Origin of the sequence: Metaclostridioides mangenotii, from assembly GCF_018917235.1 — a bacterium.
Taxonomy (GTDB): Bacteria; Bacillota; Clostridia; order Peptostreptococcales; family Peptostreptococcaceae; genus Metaclostridioides.
In genome coordinates this window covers 92,353-119,142 of record NZ_JAHLOF010000001.1, presented here as the reverse complement: position 1 = coordinate 119,142, position 26,790 = coordinate 92,353, and the positions used below count along the sequence as shown (strand labels likewise).

Annotated in this window: 24 protein-coding genes and 1 riboswitch; of the genes, 20 read left to right on the top strand and 4 right to left on the bottom strand. The window is 28.9% G+C overall.

Features of this window, described 5'->3' with window-relative positions; all coding sequences use genetic code 11:
* The first annotated feature begins 292 nt into the window (after positions 1 to 292).
* The 4 genes from KQI18_RS00565 (at position 293) to yqeC (ending at position 4,864) form a co-directional block, all read left to right on the top strand.
* Positions 293 to 796: a QueT transporter family protein gene (locus KQI18_RS00565; protein ID WP_216465552.1), complete on the top strand. Its 504-nt coding sequence runs from the start codon at positions 293 to 295 to the stop codon at positions 794 to 796.
* Positions 797 to 1,042: 246 nt separating this feature from the next.
* The gene (locus tag KQI18_RS00560) at positions 1,043 to 1,759 is read left to right on the top strand and encodes a cell division protein (protein WP_216465551.1); all 717 of its coding nucleotides are present in this window, start codon (positions 1,043 to 1,045) and stop codon (positions 1,757 to 1,759) included.
* A 442-nt stretch (positions 1,760 to 2,201) separates the two neighbouring features.
* A complete protein-coding gene (locus KQI18_RS00555) occupies positions 2,202 to 3,983 on the top strand; it encodes a glycerophosphoryl diester phosphodiesterase membrane domain-containing protein (RefSeq protein WP_216465550.1) in 1,782 nt (593 codons plus the stop codon).
* A gap of 116 nt (positions 3,984 to 4,099) precedes the next feature.
* Positions 4,100 to 4,864, top strand: a complete 765-nt coding sequence (yqeC, locus tag KQI18_RS00550; RefSeq protein WP_236887578.1) for a selenium cofactor biosynthesis protein YqeC — start codon at positions 4,100 to 4,102, stop codon at positions 4,862 to 4,864.
* Between the two features lie 123 nt (positions 4,865 to 4,987).
* Here yqeC and KQI18_RS00545 read toward each other — a convergent pair whose 3' ends face one another.
* Positions 4,988 to 6,370, bottom strand: a complete 1,383-nt coding sequence (locus KQI18_RS00545) for a PLP-dependent aminotransferase family protein (protein WP_216465549.1) — start codon at positions 6,368 to 6,370, stop codon at positions 4,988 to 4,990.
* 109 nt (positions 6,371 to 6,479) lie between these two features.
* On the opposite strand from KQI18_RS00545, the gene KQI18_RS00540 reads away from it, so the two are divergent.
* The 8 genes from KQI18_RS00540 (at position 6,480) to KQI18_RS00505 (ending at position 14,684) form a co-directional block, all read left to right on the top strand.
* Positions 6,480 to 7,259 (top strand): PhzF family phenazine biosynthesis protein, encoded by a 780-nt coding sequence (locus KQI18_RS00540; RefSeq protein ID WP_216465548.1) that lies wholly within the window; start codon positions 6,480 to 6,482, stop codon positions 7,257 to 7,259.
* A 34-nt stretch (positions 7,260 to 7,293) separates the two neighbouring features.
* Complete coding sequence (locus KQI18_RS00535; protein ID WP_216465547.1) at positions 7,294 to 7,752, top strand: RidA family protein; 459 nt, start codon at positions 7,294 to 7,296, stop codon at positions 7,750 to 7,752.
* A 273-nt stretch (positions 7,753 to 8,025) separates the two neighbouring features.
* On the top strand, positions 8,026 to 8,607 hold the full coding sequence (gene mocA / locus KQI18_RS00530) for a molybdenum cofactor cytidylyltransferase (RefSeq protein ID WP_216465546.1): 582 nt from the start codon (positions 8,026 to 8,028) through the stop codon (positions 8,605 to 8,607).
* Positions 8,594 to 9,613 (top strand): molybdopterin-binding protein, encoded by a 1,020-nt coding sequence (locus tag KQI18_RS00525; protein WP_216465545.1) that lies wholly within the window; start codon positions 8,594 to 8,596, stop codon positions 9,611 to 9,613. Before mocA ends, KQI18_RS00525 begins: the two co-directional genes overlap by 14 nt.
* Before the next feature lie 92 nt (positions 9,614 to 9,705).
* The gene (locus KQI18_RS00520) at positions 9,706 to 11,334 is read left to right on the top strand and encodes an ABC-F family ATP-binding cassette domain-containing protein (protein ID WP_216465544.1); all 1,629 of its coding nucleotides are present in this window, start codon (positions 9,706 to 9,708) and stop codon (positions 11,332 to 11,334) included.
* A 391-nt stretch (positions 11,335 to 11,725) separates the two neighbouring features.
* A complete protein-coding gene (locus KQI18_RS00515) occupies positions 11,726 to 13,078 on the top strand; it encodes an LPXTG cell wall anchor domain-containing protein (protein WP_216465543.1) in 1,353 nt (450 codons plus the stop codon).
* Positions 13,079 to 13,231: 153 nt separating this feature from the next.
* Positions 13,232 to 13,822, top strand: a complete 591-nt coding sequence (locus tag KQI18_RS00510) for a GDSL-type esterase/lipase family protein (RefSeq protein WP_216465542.1) — start codon at positions 13,232 to 13,234, stop codon at positions 13,820 to 13,822.
* A 280-nt stretch (positions 13,823 to 14,102) separates the two neighbouring features.
* Positions 14,103 to 14,684 carry a class D sortase gene (locus KQI18_RS00505; RefSeq protein WP_216465541.1) on the top strand — a complete coding sequence of 194 codons (582 nt, stop codon included), beginning with the start codon at positions 14,103 to 14,105 and terminating at the stop codon, positions 14,682 to 14,684.
* A 196-nt stretch (positions 14,685 to 14,880) separates the two neighbouring features.
* On the opposite strand, the gene KQI18_RS00500 is transcribed toward KQI18_RS00505, so the two are convergent.
* On the bottom strand, positions 14,881 to 15,213 hold the full coding sequence (locus KQI18_RS00500) for a winged helix-turn-helix transcriptional regulator (protein WP_216465540.1): 333 nt from the start codon (positions 15,211 to 15,213) through the stop codon (positions 14,881 to 14,883).
* A gap of 180 nt (positions 15,214 to 15,393) precedes the next feature.
* Here KQI18_RS00500 and KQI18_RS00495 point away from each other — a divergent pair, with 180 nt between their 5' ends.
* Both KQI18_RS00495 and KQI18_RS00490 read left to right on the top strand, forming a co-directional pair.
* Positions 15,394 to 15,930 (top strand): nitroreductase family protein, encoded by a 537-nt coding sequence (locus KQI18_RS00495; RefSeq protein ID WP_216465539.1) that lies wholly within the window; start codon positions 15,394 to 15,396, stop codon positions 15,928 to 15,930.
* A 226-nt stretch (positions 15,931 to 16,156) separates the two neighbouring features.
* The gene (locus tag KQI18_RS00490) at positions 16,157 to 16,798 is read left to right on the top strand and encodes a lactate utilization protein (RefSeq protein WP_216465538.1); all 642 of its coding nucleotides are present in this window, start codon (positions 16,157 to 16,159) and stop codon (positions 16,796 to 16,798) included.
* Between the two features lie 212 nt (positions 16,799 to 17,010).
* Here the strand turns inward: KQI18_RS00490 and KQI18_RS00485 are convergent, their stop codons facing one another.
* Positions 17,011 to 17,772, bottom strand: a complete 762-nt coding sequence (locus KQI18_RS00485) for a GNAT family N-acetyltransferase (protein WP_216465537.1) — start codon at positions 17,770 to 17,772, stop codon at positions 17,011 to 17,013.
* A 239-nt stretch (positions 17,773 to 18,011) separates the two neighbouring features.
* Here KQI18_RS00485 and hisC point away from each other — a divergent pair, with 239 nt between their 5' ends.
* Positions 18,012 to 19,094 (top strand): histidinol-phosphate transaminase, encoded by a 1,083-nt coding sequence (gene hisC, locus KQI18_RS00480; RefSeq protein WP_216465536.1) that lies wholly within the window; start codon positions 18,012 to 18,014, stop codon positions 19,092 to 19,094.
* A gap of 120 nt (positions 19,095 to 19,214) precedes the next feature.
* On the opposite strand, the gene KQI18_RS00475 is transcribed toward hisC, so the two are convergent.
* Positions 19,215 to 20,876 (bottom strand): glutamine--tRNA ligase/YqeY domain fusion protein, encoded by a 1,662-nt coding sequence (locus tag KQI18_RS00475; protein ID WP_216465535.1) that lies wholly within the window; start codon positions 20,874 to 20,876, stop codon positions 19,215 to 19,217.
* Positions 20,877 to 21,193: 317 nt separating this feature from the next.
* Here KQI18_RS00475 and KQI18_RS00470 point away from each other — a divergent pair, with 317 nt between their 5' ends.
* The 5 genes from KQI18_RS00470 (at position 21,194) to KQI18_RS00450 (ending at position 26,786) form a co-directional block, all read left to right on the top strand.
* Entirely contained in the window at positions 21,194 to 21,835 is a 642-nt protein-coding gene (locus tag KQI18_RS00470; RefSeq protein ID WP_216465534.1) for a hypothetical protein, read from the top strand.
* 227 nt (positions 21,836 to 22,062) lie between these two features.
* Positions 22,063 to 22,626, top strand: coding sequence for a hypothetical protein (locus tag KQI18_RS00465; RefSeq protein WP_216465533.1), 564 nt, complete (start codon positions 22,063 to 22,065; stop codon positions 22,624 to 22,626).
* A gap of 125 nt (positions 22,627 to 22,751) precedes the next feature.
* On the top strand, positions 22,752 to 24,398 hold the full coding sequence (locus tag KQI18_RS00460; protein WP_216465532.1) for a hypothetical protein: 1,647 nt from the start codon (positions 22,752 to 22,754) through the stop codon (positions 24,396 to 24,398).
* A 209-nt stretch (positions 24,399 to 24,607) separates the two neighbouring features.
* Entirely contained in the window at positions 24,608 to 25,234 is a 627-nt protein-coding gene (locus KQI18_RS00455) for a hypothetical protein (RefSeq protein WP_216465531.1), read from the top strand.
* Positions 25,235 to 25,339: 105 nt separating this feature from the next.
* A riboswitch (Lysine riboswitch) is annotated at positions 25,340 to 25,508 on the top strand.
* Positions 25,509 to 25,592: 84 nt separating this feature from the next.
* A complete protein-coding gene (locus KQI18_RS00450; protein WP_216465530.1) occupies positions 25,593 to 26,786 on the top strand; it encodes an aspartate kinase in 1,194 nt (397 codons plus the stop codon).
* Positions 26,787 to 26,790: the final 4 nt, after the last annotated feature.

Here is a 26,790-nt window from a genome sequence, read left to right as displayed (position 1 = left end):
GCATCAAAGCTTAACTAATGTTAAGTTTTGATGCTTTTTATTATTCCTATATAATCACCATATAAAAATTAATAGATGAATCTTATTTAATAATAGTATATAATGTATATTGAAATAGATAAGACAGTTCGTGAGCCTCCTGTCTCTAAATAAAACTACGGTGAATTATATGCATTTATTATTATAGATGTATTATTTTGTGTCAAAAACCGTAGACTAACTCTATGGTTTTATTTTGATTACAAAGATTTACGTATCCTAGGCTTAATATTTAAAATATTAGGAGGAAAAAATGAAAGGAAAAACTAAAAAAATAGCTGTTACAGCTCTAATTGCATCAGTATACGCAGTTCTTACAATTTCTCTTGGATTTATGAGTTATTCTAATATCCAATTTAGAGTTGCAGAGATTATGATACTATTAGCATTTGTAGACAAAGATTATATACCAGGGCTTACATTGGGATGTTTTCTGGCAAACATATTAGGAGTTTATGGTATTCCGGATACTATATTTGGAACTCTTGCTACATTTATTAGCGCTTGTATGGTATATAAAACTGGAAAACTACTTGGCAAAAATACTGGATCCATTGTACTTGCATCTCTTTGGCCAGCAATTGTAAATGCATTTATAATTGGCTGGATGTTAAATAAATTTGCAGGGCTACCATTATTCTTATCCATGGCTCAAGTTGGATTTGGTGAATTTGTTGTTATAACAATAGCTGGTATTCCACTTTTCAAAGCTCTTGAAGGAAAATATGGACCTTTAGTTAAAAATGCTTTTAACTAAAAGTATAATACTTAATATGTAACTTAAAAATAAAGGTTTTATAAAACTATATTTTGAAATTTTCAAACAAAATAATATGATAGCTTGACTTAAAACTATTAGTTTTAAGTCGGGCTATATTTAGTTTTTGAGTTAATTAATCTAAAAAGTAAGAAATATATTAAGTTTTATTTAAATTTTAAAATTTAGAAAAATAGTGTAAAATAAAAGTATAATAAGTAAAAGAAAAAAGTTAGGAGAATTAATATGGATCAAATAGAAAAGAATTCAAAAATAATAGCAATAGGCGATGAAGGAATAAACAACTTAAACTATATAAAAGATGATATATTATGCAATATGAGCATTGAAAAACTAACTATCAATCAAGATGTAGATATGGAATATATCAGGAGCATATTTGATGGTGTAGATGTACTGTTTTTAATTTATTCCTCAAAAGATAAAAGAACAAGTGATATAGTTAAGGCAATATCATATATGTCTTTAGAAAGAAGGGTACTATCTATAGGAATAAATAGCTCAGATGATGATGAAAAAGAAGATTTAGGTTTAAATAGAGAATTTTATTTAAATGTCGATGAAATAAAAGACTTTACAAATATAATGAATCTATTAGTTAAATCAATTTCAGAAGAAACTCTACTTTATTTAGATACAACTGATTTAAAGGAAGTTATAGCAAATGAAAAAGGTATAGGATATTCTTATATAGAATTTAACAAAAATGAGAATTATTCTGATGTTGCAAATAAAGTTATTAGTGATATGAGGTTAGTAGGAAGTGAATTTTTAAAGAAGAAAGGTATTTTATTAATTGAAGGAAAAACAAATTTGGATGATGTTAAAAAGCTTACTGATCATATATCTGAAATAAAAGATGGTAATTACGATATAATATTTTCTCTTAACTTAGAAGAATATGATGAGAATATATTGAAAATTTGTTTGATTCATAATTAATTTATAATTTACTTTAAGGCAATTGTTTTATGATATAATAGTTAGTATATTTGTTAAGTAATGTAGATATTGTGGCCAATGTATATCAGTATGTAAACCAAAAGCGCTTGGTAGAAAACTAAAGTACGAAAAAGCAACTGTGTAAATAATATTAGACGAATATGAACCCTTGTATTAAATAGTTACAGGGGTTCTATTTATTTTTATAATATTATGTAGTAGTATAATTTAAAGAGCTTTTTGAGAATTAGATATTTTCAATAATGATAGAGTATCCAGTGTCAAAGATCTTATTAAAAAAGAGAGGGATTTTAATTGAAGGCGAACAGTAGAAGAATAAAAGAAACAATATACGAAATTGAAAAATTTAGTTCGACGCCAGGAGAAGGTTGCACTAGATTTTCTTTAGAGAAGATGTTTTTTGAATGAAAGGTTTTTTATAATGATAAATTTAAAATTATTTTTTAAGAATTTTATTAAATATCTTGAGATAGTATTTATTCCGAGTTTGATAATAGTATTAATCTTAATTCCTGCACTTTCAATAATTACTACATTTATACTAAATGTAAGTGGAATATCGTATATTTCATATACCAATATTATTGATATAGTGTTTGGCCATCCAGTAGCATTAGCAGGATTAATAGCTTTATTTTCAATTATTATAATATCAGCGTTTTTAGAGTTTACTTTTTTACTTTTGAGTGTTTACAATATTCGGTTAAATAGCGATATGACTGTATCGAAACTGTTAGCGTTGACTTTTGATCAAATACGGAAGGTTTCTCCTGGATCTTTTGGATTTTTTATACTTTATTTTATGTTAATAGTTCCTTTTAGTGGTTTTGGATATACAACACCGTTATTATCAAAAGCTATTGTACCAAATTTTATCATAGATTACATACTAGAGGGAAAAGTTACCTATATAGTACTACTTTTATTTGGATATATTCTTATATTTTATCTAGCAATAAGGTTAGTATTAGTTTTGCCAATATTAATATTAAAAGGTGGTTCAATTAAATCGGCAGTATCTAAGAGTTGGAATATAACCAGAGGGAAAGTACTAAAAATTATCATGAGATTCGTAACTGTAGTGATTATATCGATAATTGTAGGAATATTAATCTATTTATGTGTATATGAAATACAAGTCTTATTTGATAATATACTCTCTGAGTTAGCTCTTTATAGTGCTGTAGTATGCTTACTGTTGATACAATTCACTTCAATAGTAATAACAGCATATATAACAGTTTATTTTTTTGAGATTTTACTTGATATATTAATTAATAGCAAGACTATAAAAGGCAAATCAAAATATAGTTTTAAAGGTAACAAATCAGAAAATAAAAAATTAAATGCTAGAATTATTCTATTTAGAATTATGCTATTTATTGGTATAATATGCGTATTATTTTTTAATCTAGCATATATGCAAGGTCTTTTAACATCTAAACCAATGACGATATCTCATAGAGGTGTAAGCCAGGGGAATGGTGTCCAAAACACATTAGGATCTCTAAATACTATTGAGGAATATAAGCCTGATTATGTGGAAATGGATATTCAGGAAACAAAGGATCATCAATTTGTCGTTATGCATGATAATACACTTAGAAAGCTTGCTGATATCGATGTAGATACTTCTGAGTTAACATTAAAAGAATTAGAGGATATAACAATCAGAGAAAATGGATATGAAGAAAAGATACCTAGCTTTAATGAATATTTAAAAGCTGCTAAATCAAAAAATCAGAAACTTTTAATCGAAATTAAAACTAATAAGTATACAAGTGACGAAGTTGCAGAATTATTTATAAAAAGATATAAAGATGAGGTTTTGACAAATAATCATAAAATTCAATCACTAGATTATAGCGTTGTTCACCAGTTGAAATTAAAATGCCCAGAGTTAGAAGTAGGCTATATACTTCCATTTAATTTAATTGGAATGCCACGAATTAATGTAGATTTTTTTACTGTAGAGTATACTACTATTAGTGATAGGTTTGTAAATAAAGCCCACAAGCTTGGTAAAAAAGTTTTTGTATGGACGGTTAATTCTGAAGAAGTAATTAACAATATGATTTTTTTAAATGTAGATGGGATTATAACTGATAATATGGAACTTTTAAACAGAGTGATAGAAGATGAGACTAATTCACCTTCCTATGCTGGTAGATTGTTAAACTTTATGTTTGAGTTAAATAGTTAGTGTTATTCCATAAGGTAGGCCTTTTAATGGAGAAATTAGAGGATAATCTTAAAGATATTTATAACTATATAATCTTAATAATAGTATAGAAATACTAGGAAAATGAGGTATAGGCTATGAGTTTTAAAAATTTAATTTACTTGAATCCTAATATAAATAGAAAAGAAGTAATAACAGTTGTAGGTGCAGGGGGGAAGACATCATTTATTAATTATGTAGCTCAGTTATATAGAAATGAGCGTAGAGTTCTGTTAACTACAACTACTAAAATATTTGTACCACATGATGGTTCTTATGAAAAAATCATGATGCTAGATAAAATTGATAGAGATGACCTATTAAATATTGACTTTGAAGTTGGAATAACAGTTTGCGGTAAATTCATAAATAAAGATAAAAAAATAGTTGGCCTTGATTTTGAAGATTTTAAATTGCTAGAAGACAAATTTGATTTAATTTTAATCGAAGGCGATGGTTCTAAGCGTAAAAAACTTAAGGGTTGGAATGATAATGAGCCAGTCGTATATGAGAAAACAACAAAGACAATTGGTATTTTAGATATAACTTCTAATAAAATGAAGATAAACGAAGAAAATATACATAGGCTTGATAAGTTTATAGAAACCATTGGATATAAACACAATAAATATAAAAAATTAAATAAAGAAGTCGATATACAAGATTTAGCTAAAATTGTATTAAGCAAAGATGGTTTATTCAAAAATTCAGTTGGCGAGAAAGTATTATTTATAAATAAAGTGGAAAATAAAAACCTTGAAGATACTGCAAAAGAACTTATAAAGATTATTAGAACCAAAGATAGCAGTATTAAATTTTATTATGGCAGTGTAAAGCAAAATTATAATAAACAATACATATAATCTGTATTATTTATAATTAAATAAACGTGCGTATAGTAATGATTTATCAACTATAGAGCACGTTTATTTTTGTATAAATATTGTAATTAGTATTCAACTATTCAATAGAAAATATAATTATTACTATTTAGATATTATATTTTTTAAAATTTTAAGTCCATTATCTAATTCACTAGCATTGGATGTAGATGATAATGAGATACGCAAAAACTGTTTTTCATTATAATTTCCAACTAAAAAACGTTTAGAATGATAAATACGCAGACCGTTTTCCGTAGCTTCTTTTTTGATCTCGAAAGAATTTAAGTGAGGTTTTAAAGGCAGCCATCTAAAAAAGCTAAAAGGATTTTCATTCGGATTATAAATATCAAAATATTTTTTATAAATGTTATTTCTATGCTTTATTATGGATTTTTTTTCTTCAATAATTTTATCCGCAACACCTGTATTAATCATTTCAGAAATAATCTCAACATTTAATGCAGATGTTTTTATATTAACGTTATATATTACCCTTTCTATTGTTGATAAAAATTTACTGGGATAAACTATAAACGCAACACGAAGTCCTGAACATAGAGACTTTGATGTACTACATATATATATAGAATTTTCTGGAACTAAACAAGTAATGGGTATAAAATTTTGTGGTACAAGGAAAGAATATATATCATCTTCAATTAAGATAAGATTATATTCTCTTATAACATTTGCAATCTCTTTTCTACGTTCCATATTCATCAATATAGCAGTAGGATTACTACAAGATGGGATTAAGTACACTCCCTTTATATTGTTTAATATACACTGTAATTTTAATGCATCAGGATTCATACCATACATATCACCCTCTATTGGAATCAACTGAATATTAAGCATATTTGCCAATTCAATAACATTTGGGTACGTGTACATATCAATTGCTATTTTATCCCCTGGTTTAAATAGAGAAATCAGAGAAAGTGTAATTGAATTTTGAGAACCAGAAGTTATAGCTATATTATCTAATTTTGCATTTAAGTTATATCTTTGTAACCAACTTTGAGCTGATAACTTATGATGTTTAAGTCCAGATGGATTTCCATAATCTAATAAATTTTCTATATAACTTTTTGATAATACTTCTTTTGTTACATTAGAAACAATTGAGTTGGTTTGGTCCAGTGGCCTAATAACACCTAATTCAATATAATTTTTTTCTATTTTGTTATCAGTTATTGATATATCACAGCTAGCATTTGGCGAAACAAAAGTTCCTCTCCCAACTACTGCATAAATTAAACCTTTCAACTCGCAGATTTTAAAAGCTCTTGTAATCGTACTAAGGTTTAAATCTAAGTAATCAGCCAACTCCCTTTGAGGTGGTAATTTAACATTAGGTGCAAGGCTACCATTTATGATATCTTGTTCTAATAAATTAGCTATAGAGAGATAAAATGGTGATGTTAATTTTTCTTTTTTGGGTTTCCACGACATTGGATAATTTTCAAAAGAATTTACTGGCATATTAACCTCCTATAAAATTGTATGCACTACAATTATGTCATTGTATGCATTATTTTACAATGATATACTTTTATTAAATTCATATTGTATACAAAAGGAGGATTTTATTATGAAGTACTACGTTGCAGATGCATTTGCAGAAAAGGTATTTGAAGGTAACCCAGCTGGAGTTTGTGTTCTAGATAGACCGCTATCAGAAGATTTAATGCAGAAAATTGCTATTGAAAACAATCTTTCTGAAACAGCATTCGCAGTAAAAGTAAGTGATGGATACGATCTAAGGTGGTATACGCCCGGTGGTGAAGTAGACTTATGTGGACACGCAACTTTAGCAACGGCATTTATTATTACAAAATTTGTGGATACTAACGCAGATAAAATTTTATTTCATTCAATGAGTGGAGATTTAACTGTAACAAAAAATGGAGATTTATTTGAAATGGATTTTCCAAGTATAATGCCAAAAGAGTTTCCACTTACTGACCAAATGGTTGAAGCGCTAGGAGTAAAACCATTAGAGACATATTTGAATAGAGATTTGGTTTTTGTATTAGAAAACGAAGAAATGGTGCAAAATTTTGAACCCAATCTATCAAAATTGGAGCATTTACCAGATGGAATGGGTGTTCTTATAACAGCAAAAGGGAATAAATATGATTTTGTATCTAGAACTTTTTTCCCGAAAATTAAAGTTCCAGAGGATCCTGTATGTGGATCAGCTCACAGTAATTTTATTCCTTACTGGGCAAAACGCTTAGGAAAAGATGAAATGGTGGCAAGACAACTTTCAAAAAGAGGGGGCACTTTATATTGTAAAAATAAAGGTGATAGAGTATCTATAAGCGGTCATGCTTCATTGTACTCTATAGCAGAAATTTTTCCAGAATAAACTTATATCTTATCTACAACTAGGAGGAAATATAATGAAGATAGAAGAAAGAATCAAAGCAATTGGAATTAATTTACCTGAAAACTCTAAACCAGGCGGGATGTATGTACCTGTTAAGCATTTAGGAAATGCACTATACGTAGCTGGACAAGTTCCTTTTGTAGATGGCAAATTAAAATATACTGGTAAAGTGGGAAAAGAAAGAACTTTAGAAGAGGCACAGGATGCAGCAAAAATTTGTATAATAAATTTGCTTGCAGCAGTAAAGGATTATATAGGAGATTTAGATAAAATAGTAAATGTTATAAAATTGCAGGCATTTGTAAGTAGTGAAGTTGGATTTACTGAGCAACATATAGTAGTAAATGCAGCATCTGAACTGTTGTATGAAATCTTTGGAGAACCCGGCAGACATGCACGTACTGCAGTAGGAACAAATCAACTTCCTTTAGATGCAACAGTAGAGATAGAAGCTATTCTAGAGTATAAGTAGAATTATTTAACGACAGTTTTTAATAAACTGTCGTTTTTTATTGATCAATTTTATGTGTAAACATTTAAGAGAAACATGTTTATAGTATTAATTTATTTTTATATTTAGTTAATGTATAATATATTTATCTTTTAAAATACGTTATTTACAATTTTGAATCAATAATATTATTATTTGATAAAAATAATCTATATGTAATTACAGAAATATAGTTGAAATATATACTACAATGTATTTTAATATAATTATGTAGAATTATGAGGATGATATAATATGATAAGTGCAATTATAATGGCTTCTGGATTGTCCAGGAGAATGGGTGAAAATAAACTACTATTAAAATACAAAGGGTCCATTTTAGCTGAGAGGGTTTTTAAATCTGTTAAAGACATGAATTTCAATGAAGTGATAGTAGTTACTCATTATGAGGAGATCATAAGACTAAGTGAAGAATATGGATTTAAGAATATAATCAATAAAAACGCTGAAGTAGGTCAGAGTGAGTCTATAAAATTAGGATTAAATAATGCTAAAGATAATAGAGGTTATATGTTTTTTGTAGCCGATCAGCCTTTTATTGATACCAATTACTTAAACAAATTAGTTGAGGAATTTAAAAAAGATCCCGTATATATAGTAATACCGAGAAATGGTGAGAAAACGGGAAATCCTGTTATTTTTCCATGTAGCAAAAAAAGTGATTTACTAAAACTAAACAATGATGAAAAAGGAAAAAAGGTAATCGCTCAGTCATCCAAAATAAAATACGTAGAAGTTCCAAAAAAGATGCTCCTTGATATTGATACAAGAGAAGAATACGAAAAATTAGGAGGAAGTATAGATGAAATTAATTAATACAGTTGATGCAGTTGGGCAAGTATTATTGCATGATATAACTCAGATAATTCCTGGAGAGTTTAAAGGAAGAAAGTTTAAAAAGGGACATGTTGTAACTGAAGAAGACATACCAGTACTTCTATCACTTGGTAAAGATCATCTTTATGTGTGGGAAAAAGAAGAGGGAATGGTACACGAAAACGATGGAGCAATATTTTTAAAAGAGCTTACTGCTGGTCAAAACTTAGAATTCTCTGAATTAAAAGAAGGAAAAGTTGATTTCTTTGCAGCATGTGATGGATTATTAAAGATAGATAAAGAGGCTTTATTTGATCTTAATTATGTAGATGAAGTAATGATGGCAACGCTTCATGATAATTTTGTTGTTAAAAAAGGACTTAAAGTTGCGGGTACTAGAGTTATTCCTCTGTTAATTCACGAAGATAAACTTAAAGAAGCAAAAGAAGCAGTTGGTAATAGAAAAATAGTAAATGTAGTCCCATTTAAACCTAAAAAAGTTGGTATAGTAACTACTGGTAATGAAGTTTACTATGAGAGAATAAAAGATAAATTTGGTCCTGTTATCGATAAAAAAGTAAAAGATTTTGGCTGTGAAGTAATAGGGCAAACTATCTGTCCAGATGATAAAGAAGTAATTACAAAAGCAATAAAAGATTTTATAGAACAAGGTGCAGAGCTCGTATGCTGTACTGGTGGAATGAGCGTTGACCCAGATGATGTAACTCCTACATCAATAAAAGATACAGGAGCAGATCTTGTGACATATGGCTCACCAATACTTCCAGGAGCGATGTTCTTACTTGCGTATTATGGTGATGTTCCCATTGTAGGAATACCTGGATGTGGAATGTATAGTAAAATAACAGTTTTTGATGTAGTTTTACCAAGACTACTAATAGATGAAAAACTTACAAAAAGAGATATAGCAGCCTATGGCCATGGTGGTTTATGTATGAACTGTGAAGTGTGTACTTATCCAGCGTGTAACTTCGCTAAAATATAGTTATAATAAGGCTTGCGCCTTGACTTAATTCTATATTTATTATAAGATGATAATGTTGCTTAAATATAAAAAGAAGAAAGGAAATATCATTAATGTTACAAGTTACGGATGTAGGTCTAAGATTCGGCGATAAAGAATTATTCAAAGATGTTAATTTAAAATTTACTAAAGGTAACTGTTACGGGATAATCGGGGCAAATGGCGCTGGTAAATCTACGTTCTTAAAAATATTATCTGGGGAGATTGAGCCTAATACAGGTAACGTATCAATAACAGATAAAGAGAGAATGTCTGTTCTTAAACAGGACCACTTCGAATACGAAGAAGAAACAGTTATAAATGTGGTAATTAGAGGTCATGAAAGACTTTGGAATATAATGAGCGAAAAAGATGCTCTATACATGAAAGAAGATTTTAGTGAAGAAGATGGTATAAAAGCTGCAGAATTAGAAGGAGAATTTGCTGAACTAGATGGATGGGATGCAGAGACTAATGCAGAAAAAATACTAATGGGTCTAGGAATAGACAAAGATATGCATTATAAACAAATGAAGGAATTAACTGGTGGAGAAAAAGTTAAGGTGTTACTAGCTCAATCATTATTTGGTAAACCAGAAATACTACTAATGGACGAGCCGACTAACCACTTGGATTTTAAATCAATCAGTTGGTTAAATAATTTTATCATGGATTTAGAAGATTCAATAGTAATCATAGTTTCTCATGATAGACACTTCTTAAACAAGATATGTACAAACATAGTTGATGTAGACTTTGGTAAAATCCAAATGTACGTAGGTAACTACGACTTCTGGTACGAATCAAGTCAATTAGCGCTGCAACTTTCGAAAGATCAAAATAAAAAGACTGAAGAAAAAATAGCTCAATTAAAAGAGTTCATCGCAAGATTTAGTTCAAATGCTTCTAAAGCTAAGCAAGCTACTTCAAGAAAGAAACAATTAGATAAATTAGAGCTCGAAGATATACAGCCATCTAGAAGGAGATATCCTTATGTTGGATTTACTCCAGCTAGAGATATTGGTAATGAAGTTTTAGAGGTTCACAATTTAACTAAGACAATTGACGGAGTTAAAGTATTAGATGATGTTTCATTTAGACTAGATAACGATGATAAAGTTGTATTCTTAGGTGACGAATTAGCTACTACTGCTTTATTTAATATACTTATGGGTGATATGGAACCAGATAGTGGAAGTTTCAAATGGGGAGTCACTACTACTCAAGACTACTTACCAAAGAACCACAATAAGTTCTTTGATGGTGTAAGTTACTCACTTGTAGACTGGTTAAGACAGTTCTCTGAAGAAAAGAGTGAAAGCTTTATAAGAGGATTTTTAGGAAGAATGCTTTTCTCTGGCGAAGAAGCTTTAAAAGAAGCTCAAGTTTTATCAGGAGGAGAAAAGGTAAGATGTATGCTTTCTAAGTTAATGCTTTCTAACGCTAATGTACTAGTTCTTGATGATCCAACTAACCATTTAGATCTTGAGAGTATAACTTCAGTTAATAAAGGGCTTGAGAAGTTCCCAGGAGTATTGCTATTTACTTCTCACGACCATCAATTTATTTCAACTCTTGCTTCTAGAATAATTGAAATCACTCCAAGTGGCCTTATGGACAGAAAGATGGATTTCGACGAGTATCTTGATAGTGATGATATTCAGAAACAGTTAAAAGAGATGTATGGAGATGCAAAAAAATAATTGAAATATAACATATAAATAAAATGATAAAATACCTTTTTATGTAATATAAGAGAAAAGATGTTAGATAACATTCTTTTTTAAAAAATTATAAAAGAAGGTATTTTTTAATGCAAAAAAATTAATGTATTTCTTTAATTTTTCAAATACTCAATAAAAAATAAGATTGCCTTTCAATTATTATTTGCATAAAAGTGGAAAAAAGGAGTAGCATTACTGGTGATTAAGACTGAGGATGAGTAATATGACAATTTAATTAAAGAATAAATTAGAAAAGAATCAGAAATTAATTTATAAAAGTTACATGAAAGAGACATTAATTTTTAAAGTCGACTTCATTTATGTTATACTGGATTTATATAACATTAATGTAAAAATTAGGAGGGATAGTATGAAGAAACTTTGGACTTTTATCTTAACTCTCTGCTTAGTATTCAGCAATTTTATCACAATTTTAAATCCTGTAAACGCAGAAGAGAATAATAGCATTCTTAACTCGGCAAAATTAATTCATAATGATGGAACTGAAAATCGTGAATGGAAATTATCAGAACCTGTAAATTTAGTATATGAATGGTCAATTAAAAATTTTGGAAAAGGCTATGCAGAAACCTTTAATTTGCCAATTGAACTTAAGATAGAGAAAGAGATAAATTCTAACTTAACTACATCAGATGAAATTAACTTAGGAACTGTAAAAGTAACCACAGAAGGTAAAGTCACAGTAAATATTACTGATGAAAGTAATTATATCGAAAATAATAAAAATGCTAAAGGTATATTAACAATTAAAACTACTTTTAACACAAATATCATAGAAGGAACTTATAATATTGACTTTGGGATTGGTTCTGATAAATATGAAATTAATGTTATAAATGATGGACAACAATTAGGTACAAACGATAAAAGTGTAGATAAAACCTTAGATCTTAAAACTGGAAAAGGTGAAGTAGTTCTTACATTAATAGATTCTAAAGATAAAAGTAAGTTGGATGGAGCAATATTTGATTTATATGATAGCGCAGGAAATATTGTTAAAGAAGGATTAAGTACAGATACTGAGGGGAAAGTAATAGTAAAAAATTTAGAATCAGGAAATTACTATTTTGTTGAAACCAAAGCACCACATGGCTATGTATTAAATTCAGAACCTAAAAGATTTGAAATAAAAAGTATACAGCTTATACCTGTGATTTTAATTAAAGAAAACGACAAAGAAGATTTAATCAAACCATATTTAGGGAGTGTTATGTTAGTGGCTGTAGATTATGAATCTGATTATAATATGACTGGTGTTGAATATAAACTATTGGACCGTAAAGAAAATACTATAAACGAAGGATTAGTAACTGACAGAAATGGAAAGATAACTTTGAAGAATATTAAACCTGGTAAGTATTTATTTGTTAAGTCGAATGTACCAGAAGGATACAGACTAGACGATGAAAAATTAGAAGTCATAGTTAAGCCAGGAGAGTTGACGGTTGTAAAATCAATCAATTATAAAAATGGTGTATATCCACCAAATCATGAAAATGAAGGAAATAATAGTAATAACTCAGGAAGTTCAAATAATGAAAAAAATTCAAATAATGCAAATAATATATCATTAAAAAATCCAATAAAATCAGGGAAGCTTCCTCAAACAGGCGGAATATTAGGGAATACAGGTACTTTATTTGTAGGATTATTTTTAGTGGTAGGTGGAGTATATCTATATAATGGAAAAAAATTTAGTTAGATAATTGATTTATTAGTAGATTTTTACAATAAATAACCTTACGTTAAAAATAAAATGTTTACGTAAGGTTATTTTAGTTGTATAAAAATCACTTGTCTATGCATTAAATAAGTCATTAATTTTAGTGATTTTATATAAAAGGAGGAGATATTCATGAAGTTAGTATGTTTAGGGGATAGTTTAACCTTCGGATATGGAGTTAGAAGGTCTCATACATGGTGTAATATAGTAGAAAACGAAACAGGCATTGAAGTTGTAAATAGAGGCGTTAATGGTGACACTACATCACAGATGATGGATAGGTTAAAAAGTGATGTGTTAACTGAGAAACCTAATATAGTTCATATTATGGGTGGAACTAATGATGTGTTGTTCACTGGAGATATAATAGGTGCAATAAATAATATAACGCTAATTGTAGAAAATTTATTATCTGAAGGAATTTATCCGATAATATCAACACCAATACCTATTCATGTAGAGTTAGTTCCAGATTCATGGTGCCAGATAAATAGAAAGAACAATATAGGTCCGCTTCTAGAAGAGTATTGTAATAATATTCGAAAGTTTAGTGATATTTATAAAATAAACATGATTGATTGTTACAGTTATTTTGCAACAAAAAAATTTCTTAAAAGAAAAAATGAGTACTATATAGACGGAATACACTTGACTAGTGAAGGCAATAAAGTACTTTCGGAGATATTTATTGAGAAATTAGAGGAAATACTTACTTCCTTTTAAGTCAATTTTAAAGAAATTGATAAGCTATCATATTAAAATTTATAATTCCTGTAGGGTAAGGTCCATTAAATGGAATCGAATTAGATATAGATACAAAAAACAAGATGCTGCAAAAACATTCATCATAGAATTACCTATAAAGACCGGAGGATATAAAATATAATTATGGAGGTAAAAATTTTACAAAATCGCATATAAGTGTTAATCTTAAAATAATATAATATATAGAAAGGAATATCGCATAAATTTATTTAAAAGAAAAGCATTAGCGAGAACAGATATGTATATAAAAAGGATTTTAGGAATTATAATAATTGCTGTAGGATTAGCTTTAATAGGTTTATCTTTTTATGCAAGATGGGATACCAATAATGAGAATTCAAAAGCTATAGATAATTTTGAAAGAATTATAGAAAATAAAAACAAAAGTTTAAAAAATACTCATGTATTAGATAAAAGTACAAATTTAGAAGATGGTATAGGAATATTAAATATTCCTAAAATAGATCTAAAAGTAATTATCAAAGAAGGAACTGATATGAAGACCCTTAGACATTCAGTTGGACATTTTAAGGATACACCAATGCCTTGGGAAAATGGGAATTCTGCAATAGCAGGCCATAGACAGTATACATACGGGGAATTCTTTAATAGAGTTGATGAAATTGAAATAGGTGATTTAATTGAGATTCAAACCTTGCATGGAAAAATTAATTATAAAGTGATAAAGAAGGAAGTAATCGAAGCGACACAAATGGAAGTTTTAGATAATACTGATGAAGATTGTTTAACTATTATTACATGTGTTAAAGGTGGGCAAAAAAGAGTAGCCCTTCTAGCTGAAAAAACAGGTGTAGAATAAAACATGTTTAAAAGGAGTTATATATATTAAAATATCTAGATATTAAATTACATGAAAAGCACAGTGATTATAATTATAATGCACTGTGCTTTTATATTTAAAAAAATCTTAATATTGGCACCTAAAAAACTTATAAAGATACAACTTTATATCCTCCAATTAATAATAAAGAGGAAAATTTTATACATAATTTTATTTATTTTGATATAGGATACTTTTTTCCGAAGTTATGAATCTCTCTTAAAACTGGTTCCAACTCAGATCCTTTATTAGTAAGTGAATAAACTGTTTTAGGTGGTATGACAGCAAAAATTTCTTTATTAACTAGATCATCTTCTTGTAATTCTTTAAGTTCTTTACTGAGTGTATGCGGCGTAATTGTTCCTAATTTTCGCTCTAATTCATTAAATCTTAAAGGATTATTGAGTAAATGGTATAAAATTAAAATTTTCCATTTACCTCCAATTAATGCCAAAGTATTTGCTGTAGCACAATTACATAGAGCCATTTGTTTAAATGTTTTTCTCATATTTTCCTCCATAAAATACTAACTATCTAAAATGACAGTATTTATTTTTATATACTACCACTATATACTAAGTATATCAATAAGAAGGGAATTTGATATGAAAATGTAATAAAAATTTGATATGAGTATATGATATAGAGTATAAAATAATCAAATAATAACGAAAGGGCTTGTTTAAATATGATAGAAATAGAAAAACGTAGAAGTATACGTAAGTATAAAGATCAAATGGTCGAGAAAGATAAATTGCAAAAAATATTAAAAAGTGCAATGTTTGCTCCTTCTGGTTCAAATACGCAACCGTGGAATTTTATTGTGGTTACATCTAAAGAAACAAAGGAAAAACTTGCTAAAGTCAATAACAATCAACAGTGGTTAGCTAAAGCACCAGTGATGATTGTATGCGTTGCAGATATCAACAGTAGAATAAAGGATACAGCAGAGATCTACTTAAATGAAGAATCACCTGAATTTGAGTTGAAACAAATTATTCGAGACACTGCTATTGCAATTGAACATATAGTTTTACAAGCGGAGAATTTAGGATTAGGAACTTGCTGGACGGCATGGTTCAAACAAGCAGAAGTAAGGCCTATTCTTAATATACCTAATGATAAATTTGTAGTTTGCGTTTTAACTGTTGGTTATGCAGATGAAAATCCAAAACAGCGTCCTCGTAAATCTTTAGATAAAATTGTTCGTTATGAAAAATGGTAAAAAGTATTCTTTAAAATAATTAATAATCCTTTAATTAATTTTGTCAGTATACACTTTATTTCGTCATAGAAATAACAAGAATACTTTTTTATATACAAAATATAATTAACATTTTAAAATATAAAATATGGTAAAATAATAGTACATATGAAATTTACTAAAGGTAAGGAATAGTTTAAATAAATATGTAATATTTATAAATAATTAATAATTTGGGGGAGATTATATGGATAAAAATCTTAATTTTGTAAATGAAAAAAAAATAGAGAGAACAATCAAAGCTTTAGAAAAAAAGAATATGCATGGTTATCTTGTTAAAGACCAAGAAGAATTAATACGAAAAATAGAAGAGCTTGTAAAACCAGGGGCTACTGTAGGTATAGGAGGATCTATGACCTTATTCGAAACAGGGTTGATTGATTATCTAAGAACAGATAGATACAATTTATTGGACAGATATAAAGAAGGACTTACAGGAGCAGATATGAAAAATATCTTTAGACAGTCTCTATTAGCAGATGCTTATTTTGCAAGCACAAATGCAATAACTGAAAATGGCGAATTATATAATGTGGACGGAAATGGTAATAGAGTGGCAGCTATGCTATACGGTCCAGATAAAGTAATACTAGTTGTAGGTGTAAATAAAATAGTTAAAGATGAAGAAGAAGCAATTAATAGGGTGAAAAATATAGCTGCTCCAGCAAATACTAAACGACTTAGTCCAAAAACCCCATGTGAGATTACAGGGCAATGTATAGACTGTTCAAGCGAAGGTAGAATTTGTTGTGAGTATACGACAATAAAAATGCAGAGATCAAAAGGAAGAATACATGTTATATTCCTTAACGAAGAATATGGATATTAAGATTTAAATAAGATTATTTCTGTTGATACAGTTTTAAGAAAAGCATATATTAAGTTTTTTACAAAACTTCAATAAATTCAAATGAGTTAAGTATTAATATCTAATATTTGTTAAGAAAATCTAACACTTATTATAGTAATATCATTATGTTCGGAATATGGTAAGTTATATTAAAGAAATAATTCTAAAGGTGGCCTTTGATTAAGGCCGCCTTATTTCAATTTGTGTACCTCTAAGATTTTGTTGAATTTTTTTTCACTAAGTATTTCATTTGTAATAAATTTGCCATTGAAATATAAACTGTAAGTAGTAAATGGTGATGGAGCGTTCTGTGCTTGTTCTGTGGTTTCATATTTAATAAGTGTAAATTTTATATTTTTATTGTCTGCAATATCTTTAATAATAGGAGCATATTTATCAGTATGTGGACATTGATTTGAATAGTACAAAACAAAGCCGTCTTCTAAATCTATGCTGTCGCTTACACAATCCTTAAATTTAGGGACTTCCACATTTTTTTCAAACGGAAGATATAGCAGTTCAAAATATGAATCCGCGTAATCGCAAACAACAAAACCTTTATACTTTAGAAACTTTGGATCAGATAAAAATGGTATTTTTTTCTTCGATGAAATAACAGTTAGACCAATTTTTCCTTTAGATTTTGCATCTAGGATACATTCTTCTAAAAGTTTATTTGCATAACCATGTCCTTTAAACTTACCTGAAACCCAAAAACAGTTAATATGCATATAGTTTTTTGCATCAATAGGACACCAAGCATTTTCGGCGGGTAAGTATTCAATTAAAACTTTACCCCTTACGTCCAATTTTTTAAAAACTAATCCATCTTTAAACAGATTCTTCATCCAAGATTTTTTTGAAGATATACATGTATCTCCTTTTTTTTCAGAAATAGCACAGCAGATATGTTCTTTTTCAACATTTTCTTTAGTTATATCAATTATAGTCATATTAAATATCCTAAAAATTGTATATTCATATTAATCCTCCTAATAATTTATTTATTTCCATCATAACATAGAAATATGACATCCTATGTCATATTAAAATAAATATATATATTTATAAATAAGGCATAAAAGCTGAAGTAAATTTATACATTGTACTAATCACATATTTATTTAGTGAATAACTTTAAAGAATAAATTTAGATTTAAAAACTATTTAAAACATAAATTGGAGGATTAGTATGATTGAAAAATTGACTAGAAACACAGTAAGATATTTGAACCAGTATATTCCTGGAGAGCCTATAGAAAAAGTAAAGGAGAAGTACGGGGTAAACGAGATAATAAAATTAGCTTCAAATGAAAATCCACTAGGAGCATCACCAAAGGCTATAGAGGCTATGAAAGAAATGTTAGATATAGCACAATTATATCCAGATCCAGAAGCTAATGATCTCAGAAGAAAGTTAGCTGATAGACTAAACCTTAATCAAGATAATTTTATAATAGCAAATGGTGCAGATAATATAATTACACTTTTAGGTGAAGCATTTGTAAATCAAAATGATGAGGTAATATATTGTAATCCAACTTTTCCATCTTATAGAACTGCAATCATAAAAAATGAAGGAGTACCTGTTGAACTCCCACTTACAGTTGATTATAAGTACGATTTAGATGGAATATTACAAAAAATTAATTCAAAAACAAAAGCAATATTTATCTGTAACCCAAATAACCCTACGGGAACTTTATTAGATGATAAAGAGTTAGATAAATTTATTAAAAAAGTACCTGAGGATGTTATAACGGTTATAGATGAAGCGTACATAGAGTTTATAGAGGATAAAAATTACAAGGATTCTGTGGATTATGTAAAAGATAATAAGAACGTAATTGTAGTTAGAACTTTCTCTAAGATATATGGACTAGCGGGGCTAAGAGTAGGTTATGCAATCTCAAATCCAGAAATAATTAAAACCATTTTTATGGTTAGAGAGACATTTGCTGCAAATAGAATAGCGATAAGTGGGGCAGTAGCGGCCTTAGATGATGAAGAATTCATAGATAGTACCTACAAAGTAAACAGAATCGGTAAAAAATATTTAAAAGAAGAATTTATAAAAATGGGGTTTGATGTAGTTGATTCTCAGGCAAACTTCTTATATGTAGATATGAAAACAGATATAGATAAACTATTTGAAAATTTAAAGAGAAAAGGCTTTGTTATAAGACCTAGTAAGACGCATGCAAGAATTACCGTAGGAACTATGGATCAAAATAGAAAGTTTATAAGAGCTCTGAAAGATATATTAAGTAAATAATCATTTAATTTAAGATAAGATAAAAATACAATAAATATTAGGGCACAACTTTGAATTAATAAAAAGGGTATCTCTCTAACTAGAGGAATACCCTTTTTTACTTTGATTTTATGGCGATGCTTAACCTATTTTAAATGAGCTCTTAAGTGGAACGACTCTATTAAAAACCAGTTTATCACCAGTTGTGTATTTATTATCTACACTGAAAAAACCATTTCTAACAAATTGGAATTTATCAAAAGGTTTAGCATTCTTTATTTGTACAGATTCAACGAATCCTTGAAGTATTTCTATTGATTTAGGATTTATCTGTTCTAAAAAATGTTTCCCTTCATTTTCTGGCGCATCATCCAAAATAAGTGGTTCAAATAGTCTAAATTCACAAGGTTTGGATTCCTTAGCATCTACCCAATGAATTGTAGACTTCACTTTACGGCCAGTAAAACCAGAACCACTCTTTGTCTCAGGATCATAAGTACAGTGTATTTCAACAATATTGCCACTGTCATCCTTTATAAAATCATTACACTTAACGAAGTAGGCACCCTTTAATCTAACTTCATTTCCTGGAAATAGCCTAAAATATTTTTTTATAGGTTCTTCCATAAAATCGTCACGTTCTATATAAAGTTCTCTAGAAAAAGGAACAAGTCTCTTTCCTTGAGTTTCATCTTTGGAATTATTTTCAATTTCTAACATTTCAACTTTATCTTCAGGGTAGTTAGTAATAATTAATTTTAGTGGTTTAACTATACCCATAGCAAGAGGAGCTTTAGTTTGTAAGTCTTCCCTTAAGAAGTAATCAAGTAGCTGACTATCAACTTGAGAGTTAACCTTAGATACACCAATTTCTTCGCAGAAATTACGTATAGACTCAGGAGTATAACCTCTTCTTCTTAGTCCAGATATAGTAGGTATTCTTGGATCATCCCAACCATCTACAACATCATTGTCAACTAATAGTTTTAATTTTCTCTTACTCATGACAGTGTTGTTCATATTAAGTCTTGCAAATTCAATCTGTCTTGGGACTTCTTCCATTTGGCATTCTTTTACAAACCAATCATAAAGAGGTCTTTGGTCTTCAAATTCTAGTGAGCATAAAGAGTGAGTTATCCCTTCTATTGCGTCCTCTAAAGGATGTGCAAAAGAATACATTGGGTATATACACCATTTATCTTCAGTATTGTGATGAGATACGTGAGATATTCTGTATATAACAGGGTCTCTAAAGTTTATATTAGGAGATGACATATCTATTTTTGCTCTTAAAACTTTTTGACCGTTTTCAAATTCTCCATCTCTCATCCTTGTGAATAGATCGAGATTTTCTTCTACGGTTCTGTCTCTATAAGGACTATTTTTACCTGGTTCTATAAGAGTACCACGATATTCTCTTATTTCGTCTGCAGTTAAATCATCCACATACGCCTTTCCGTTATTGATTAGAACTAAAGCTCTTTTATACATTTCATCAAAGTAGTTAGAGGCAAACAGAAGTTGATCCCACTCAAAACCTAACCATTTAATATCCTCTTGTATTGAGTTTATATACTCTATATCCTCTTTTACAGGATTAGTATCATCAAATCTTAAATTTACTTTTCCTTTAAATTCCTCAGCAAGGCCAAAGTTTAGACATATACTTTTTGCATGTCCTATATGTAAATAACCATTTGGCTCTGGAGGAAAACGAGTTATAATACTTTTGTGCTTTCCAGTATCTAAGTCATCTATAATTATATTTTTTATAAAGTTAGACGATGTTGTTTCATTTGACATATTATAATACCCTCCTTAAAAATTGTAATATAATAAATTATTACATATCATTCCATATTATTAATTCTAAATCAATATCGGAAAAAAATAAAGATATAATTAAAGTATTCAGCTAAAAATGCTTTTTTATACTAAAATAACTGTTTATTTGGGTGAAGGTATTTAATTATTAATTCAAGATTATGCATAATGTATACTATCAATTTAGAGATTTTGTATTGAAAATAAGAAGCATAATGTATATAATGTTAAAAATGTAGATTATAAATTTTGAAATGATATATATTTACATATTTTGTTAAGTTAAGGAGAATATTATGAGAAAGTTAATTAAGGGAATGTCATATATATTAGTTACATTTTTACTGCTTGGGGGTATATTGATCTTTCTATTATCGCCTTCTGAAAAAGCCAAAATTGATCAGAGTAATATAAAAACTGTTACAATTGAAGATATAGTTAAGAAGTCTGATATAGGAAGCATGGAAATACTAAGGAATCCTACAAGGCTAAAAGGAGAGATAAATGTTTCAAATCAAGATTTTAAAGATATAGTTTATACAGTGTTAACTAAATCTGGAGTTGAAGAATTGATGCACAGTGAAGTACAGATTGTAGATGATTCGATTAGAGTAAAAGCACCTTATAAAATTATGGGATTTTTAGATACTCAAGTTGATTTTGACTTGCTACCAGAAATTCAGGACGAAAATCTTGTATTCGAAATAAACAACATACACGTTGGGAAACTACCAATAAGCAATAGTCTATTTAGAAAATCCCTTGATTATATGTACGAAAATAAAGAATTTAGAATGGAAGATAACAAAATTATCTTAGACAAAAGCTACCTTTATCCAGCTAAGCTTAACGATGTTACAGTAAAAGACAATAAATTAAACTTGGATTTAGAATTAGAAGTTGGCAGTGTGTTAGACTTTTTAAATAATGGAAGATAGAAATAGGGGTGGCTAAACTAAAGGTGTTTATAATACTTTTTGTTAAGTCACTTTTTTTATAAGTATATCCAATTGTAAGAGTTCTATTTTTATGGTAAAATTAAAAGGTTATTATACATTTTTGAATATTAGAGTAGAGAATATGCATAAAATTTATATATGTTGCTTATATAGTTGTTATATTGAACTCGCAAAGAGAATATATAGCAAATGTAAGGGGGGGAAACATGAAAAAAATTTATATTGTTACGACATATACAGGAACGGTATTATCATATATTATAAGGAATACAAGTGGTAAGCAGTATTCACATGTATCAATTGCACTTAATGAAGATTTAAGTCCAATGTATTCATTTGGGAGATTAATTCCAACGAATCCAATATTTGCTGGATTTGTTGAAGAAAATATAGATGAGGGACTCTATGCTATAAAAAAAGGAACTGTATGTAGAGTTTATTCATTAGAAATTTCTAAATTTCAGTATTCTGAGTTAGAGAGAAATATAAATAGAATAAAGAAGAATAGAGATAAGTACGATTACGACAGACGTGCACTTTTATTTATACCGCTAAATTTAAACAAACAACGTCCATATAAATACGTATGCTCAAACTTTGTTGCTACTATGTTATATAGAAGTAATATAAATATTTTAGATAAGAAACCTTGTAATGTTAAGCCAGATGATTACTATGATCTTGATGTTCTCAATTTAGAGTATGAAGGACTAATATCTAAGTACAATAGAAGAGTGAAAGTTACAATACCAGAATTATTAAATTACTAATAAAATAAAATAACTGTCATAAATAATAATTTGCGATTTTCAAATTGTAAATTATTATTTGTTTTTTGTAAGAATATGGATATAATAAGTATTAATCGATACTATAAACAGGAAAGGGGTATTGAATGAAGAGATATATAAAAATATATGGAGTAGCATTTTTAGTTGTTGCGATATATGCATTTGTAAAATTACCTGTGATAAGCTTTAACTTTACATCTACATTATCAGTAGGAGTTATATTTTTTGTTGTAGCAGGTGTTATCGACATGATGCTAGACAAAGAGGAAACTACATCAAAAACAGCTAAGTATAATTTTACTATAGCTATTGGTTTAGCAGTTATTATGTTTGTCATCCCGTTTATAACTACAACGCCAATTCTACATGCGAAAGCCTATAGGAATTTAATTGGAGAGGTAAAAGAAAGCGATTTCACAGAAGATATTAGCCCTGTAAGTGTAAACGATATTCGTTTAGTAGATGAGGATATGGCGAGAAAATTAGGAGACAAAAAACTTGGTGAAGTACCAGCTATAGGTAGTGTCTCAAAATTAGGTAAGTTCCATGTACAAAATGTTAATGGAGAACTTTATTGGGTAGCACCACTTGTACATAGAGATATTATAAAGTGGGCCACATCTTTAAGCGGAACTAGTGGGTATGTAAAAGTTTCAGCCAGCAATCCGCAAGATGTACAACTTGTACAAAAAGTTGGAAATAGAGATATAAGAATAGTATACCAGCCTGAAGCATATCTACTACAAGATCTTCAAAGACATCTGTACATCCATGGTGTAATGAATGTCGGAATGTCAGATTTTACACTTGAGATAAATGATGAAGGTATTCCATATTGGGTTGTAAGTTTATACAAAAATAAAATTGGATTTGGTGGATCTAACGCTGTAGGAACAGCTATAGTGGATGCTGCCACTGGTGAGATTAAGACTTACACAGTTGAAAATACTCCAAAGTGGGTAGATAGGATCCAACCTAGTGAATTTGTGACATCACAGATTGCTGATTGGGGTCGTTATGTAAATGGATTTATTAATTCTGTTGTTTCTGAAAAAGGAGTTTTAGTTCCAACTGAAGGTATATCATTAGTTTATGGAGAAGACAATAAATCTTATTGGTATACTGGAATTACATCCTCTGGGGGAGATGAATCTACTATTGGATTTATGTTAATCGACTCTAGAACCAAAGAAGCAAGGCTTTACAAACAACCCGGAGCAACTGAGCTTGCAGCAATGAAATCAGCAGAAGGAAATGTACAAGAAAAAAATTACGAAGCAACTTATCCGATTATGTACAATATATTAGGTAATCCTACATATGTATCTTCTTTAAAGGATAAGGCTGGTTTAGTAAAAAGAGTAGCGTTTATATCAGTTGAGGACTACAATGTACTTGGAATTGGAGAAAATAAAAACGAAGCTCTAAGAAATTACAAAGAAGCTTTAGAGTCTAAGGGCAACGACCTTGTTATAGATAACAGTGCAGACGGAATAAAGGACAATAATGTTGAGGGAACTGTTACTAGAATAAGTCCGGACGTAAGAAGTGGAAATACATCTTACTTTATAACTATAGATTCAAAAACCGATGTTATATTCAAAGAGACGTCAAAGCTATCAAACCAATTACCTCTTACTCAAGTGGGAGACAAGGTTAGTATAAGTTACGAAAAGGCTGAAGATGGAATTGCTGATATGACTAGGTTTGACAATCATAGTATTGGAGGATCGCAAAAAACTAAAGAATAGTTAGTTAATTGTAATTAATTTTTAAATAAAATAATATATTATAAGTCTGTCTATGTAGCGTTAATTATACTCTTAGACAGACTTTTTAATTTAAACATCATATTATGTCAGATATTCTTATTGTTTTTTTAGTAAATTTAATCATGTGTATTTAATATAATAAAAGTACAACTTTGAAATTTTAAAAGACTTCAAGGAGATTAAAAGCAATGACAAATATAGAAAAAGACATATTACTTTTAATTAGCAGGGTTAGATGTGTAACGGAAGCTCAGATAAAGAAAGTTTTTATTTCCAAAAAAGCATACTCCAGAAAAAACATAAAAAAAACATTAAGAAGGATGTGCAATGAATATACACTTAAAAAATTTTATTGTGATATTGAAGATTCTTTATATAGAGATACCTATGTTTATTTTTTAAATGGTGGTGGGATATTTGAAGGAAAGGATCTTTATAAAGCACTTTTAGGAACTGAGCTTTTAATTAAGTTAAAAAATGCTGGATATAAAATAAATAGATTTTATAGAAATACTAATATTGATGATAAAACTTACGATATATATATACTCTATACAGATAGATCTGATGAGTTAAAACAGTTATTGTGTGATATATATATTGACGATGTAGAGTGTGATGATATAGATCTTTTAAAATACAGAAATGTAAATAATCAAATAGTGAAATCTACAATACCATTTTTTGAAATACCTAAAATTATTGTTATATCATCAAATAAAATTTGTGATTTATCTGAAAAATACTTCAATAGAGATTTTTTAAATATAGATTTTGTAGATCTAAATCTCAATAAACTATTTAAATATATTTAAAAATTTATAAGACAAAATAGTCTAAATTTCGTTATATAAAAAAATACTTGTTGCAATATTTTAACATATGTGATTAAATTAAATATATCAAATTAATAAAAATGTACCTGAGGTAGAGGCGCTGTATTTATCAGTACTCAATCGTAGTCGGCGGATGTTGATGGTTGAGGAAAGGAGCTACAGCCGAAGTTGATCTATTGGCAAATAGGTCTCCTGGACTTATACATAACATGTATGAGGCTGTCACTTTCTATAGTGGTGAGCTACAAGGTTACTTGGTTTATGTAATTTTTTACGTCCAAAGTATACCTTTGGGCGTTTTTTGTTATATATTTTTCTTTTGAAAGAGAGGCATATTATGGGGATTATTGTTCAAAAATACGGTGGAAGCTCAGTCGCTAGTACTGAAAAAATAAAAGCTATTGCTGAAAATATAATATCTAGAAAAGATGAAGACACAAAAATAGTAGTAGTAGTATCTGCTATGGGGAAAACTACAGATGAATATATAAAGCTTGCAAAAGAGTTAAGCAATAAACCGGATAAACGAGAGTTGGATGTATTAATGTCAACTGGAGAGATGATTTCTGCATCACTTTTAGCGATGAGTTTAAACGAACTAGGACATAAGGCAGTGAGCTATAATGCCTATCAATTAGATATTCAAACGAGCGGTTTACACGGAAAATCACTTATAAATGATATTAATGTCGAAAAAATACAGGGCAAACTAGAAGATAACAATATAGTTATTGTAACGGGATTCCAAGGTATAAATGGAGATGGAGATGTTACAACATTAGGAAGAGGAGGGTCTGATACATCAGCAGTCGCCTTAGCTGTAAAATTAAACGCAAAGTGTGAAATATACACTGATGTAGATGGGGTATACTCAGTAGACCCTAGAAAATATAATAAAGCTAAAAAGCTTGATGAAATTGAATACGAAGAAATGTTAGAACTGGCAAGTCTTGGCGCTCAAGTTATGCATTCAAGGAGCATAGAGTTAGCTCAAAAATACGGAGTTGAAATTTACGTTGGACGTACATGTGGAAAAGAAAAAGGGACATACATAAGGGGGAAAGTTGAAATGAATTTAGAAAGTAAGCTTATAACAGGGGTAGCAGCAAGTGATGACGATAGTGCGATAACAATAAAAGATTTCAAGGTAGAGGATGTTGCAGGGTTGTTTGAAGATATAGCAAACAAAGGGATAAGTGTTGATATGATTAGTCAAACAGCACCAATAAAAGGCCATATAAATGTATCATTTACCGTACCAAAGGAAGAAGTAAATTTATGCAAAGAAATAGTGCAGACTTATTCTTACTCAGAAAGTATGCTTGTGAATGATGAAATTACAAAGTTTTCACTAGTTGGTCTAGGAATGAAAGATACTTCTGGAGTTGCATCTAAAGTATTTAAGATATTTAAAGAAAATAATATTGTAGTTAAACTTATAACTACATCAGATATACGTATAACATGTGCTATCGATTCTAAAGACAAAATGGTAGCAATAAACAAAGTAGCAGACGAATTTAATTTATAATTAG

What these genes read in the sequence shown, in the direction of transcription:
- KQI18_RS00535 (WP_216465547.1), top strand. Translation starts at nt 7,294, where the DNA reads ATGAAGATAGAAGAAAGAATCAAAGCAATTGGAATTAATTTACCTGAA.
- KQI18_RS00460 (WP_216465532.1), top strand. Translation starts at nt 22,752, where the DNA reads ATGAAGAGATATATAAAAATATATGGAGTAGCATTTTTAGTTGTTGCG.
- mocA (WP_216465546.1), top strand. Translation starts at nt 8,026, where the DNA reads ATGATAAGTGCAATTATAATGGCTTCTGGATTGTCCAGGAGAATGGGT.
- KQI18_RS00495 (WP_216465539.1), top strand. Translation starts at nt 15,394, where the DNA reads ATGATAGAAATAGAAAAACGTAGAAGTATACGTAAGTATAAAGATCAA.
- KQI18_RS00450 (WP_216465530.1), top strand. Translation starts at nt 25,593, where the DNA reads ATGGGGATTATTGTTCAAAAATACGGTGGAAGCTCAGTCGCTAGTACT.
- KQI18_RS00505 (WP_216465541.1), top strand. Translation starts at nt 14,103, where the DNA reads ATGTATATAAAAAGGATTTTAGGAATTATAATAATTGCTGTAGGATTA.
- KQI18_RS00560 (WP_216465551.1), top strand. Translation starts at nt 1,043, where the DNA reads ATGGATCAAATAGAAAAGAATTCAAAAATAATAGCAATAGGCGATGAA.
- KQI18_RS00520 (WP_216465544.1), top strand. Translation starts at nt 9,706, where the DNA reads ATGTTACAAGTTACGGATGTAGGTCTAAGATTCGGCGATAAAGAATTA.
- KQI18_RS00485 (WP_216465537.1), bottom strand. Translation starts at nt 17,772, where the DNA reads ATGACTATAATTGATATAACTAAAGAAAATGTTGAAAAAGAACATATC.
- hisC (WP_216465536.1), top strand. Translation starts at nt 18,012, where the DNA reads ATGATTGAAAAATTGACTAGAAACACAGTAAGATATTTGAACCAGTAT.
- KQI18_RS00470 (WP_216465534.1), top strand. Translation starts at nt 21,194, where the DNA reads ATGAGAAAGTTAATTAAGGGAATGTCATATATATTAGTTACATTTTTA.
- KQI18_RS00475 (WP_216465535.1), bottom strand. Translation starts at nt 20,876, where the DNA reads ATGTCAAATGAAACAACATCGTCTAACTTTATAAAAAATATAATTATA.
- KQI18_RS00500 (WP_216465540.1), bottom strand. Translation starts at nt 15,213, where the DNA reads ATGAGAAAAACATTTAAACAAATGGCTCTATGTAATTGTGCTACAGCA.
- KQI18_RS00555 (WP_216465550.1), top strand. Translation starts at nt 2,202, where the DNA reads ATGATAAATTTAAAATTATTTTTTAAGAATTTTATTAAATATCTTGAG.
- KQI18_RS00490 (WP_216465538.1), top strand. Translation starts at nt 16,157, where the DNA reads ATGGATAAAAATCTTAATTTTGTAAATGAAAAAAAAATAGAGAGAACA.
- KQI18_RS00510 (WP_216465542.1), top strand. Translation starts at nt 13,232, where the DNA reads ATGAAGTTAGTATGTTTAGGGGATAGTTTAACCTTCGGATATGGAGTT.
- KQI18_RS00455 (WP_216465531.1), top strand. Translation starts at nt 24,608, where the DNA reads ATGACAAATATAGAAAAAGACATATTACTTTTAATTAGCAGGGTTAGA.
- KQI18_RS00540 (WP_216465548.1), top strand. Translation starts at nt 6,480, where the DNA reads ATGAAGTACTACGTTGCAGATGCATTTGCAGAAAAGGTATTTGAAGGT.
- yqeC (WP_236887578.1), top strand. Translation starts at nt 4,100, where the DNA reads ATGAGTTTTAAAAATTTAATTTACTTGAATCCTAATATAAATAGAAAA.
- KQI18_RS00565 (WP_216465552.1), top strand. Translation starts at nt 293, where the DNA reads ATGAAAGGAAAAACTAAAAAAATAGCTGTTACAGCTCTAATTGCATCA.
- KQI18_RS00545 (WP_216465549.1), bottom strand. Translation starts at nt 6,370, where the DNA reads ATGCCAGTAAATTCTTTTGAAAATTATCCAATGTCGTGGAAACCCAAA.
- KQI18_RS00515 (WP_216465543.1), top strand. Translation starts at nt 11,726, where the DNA reads ATGAAGAAACTTTGGACTTTTATCTTAACTCTCTGCTTAGTATTCAGC.
- KQI18_RS00525 (WP_216465545.1), top strand. Translation starts at nt 8,594, where the DNA reads ATGAAATTAATTAATACAGTTGATGCAGTTGGGCAAGTATTATTGCAT.
- KQI18_RS00465 (WP_216465533.1), top strand. Translation starts at nt 22,063, where the DNA reads ATGAAAAAAATTTATATTGTTACGACATATACAGGAACGGTATTATCA.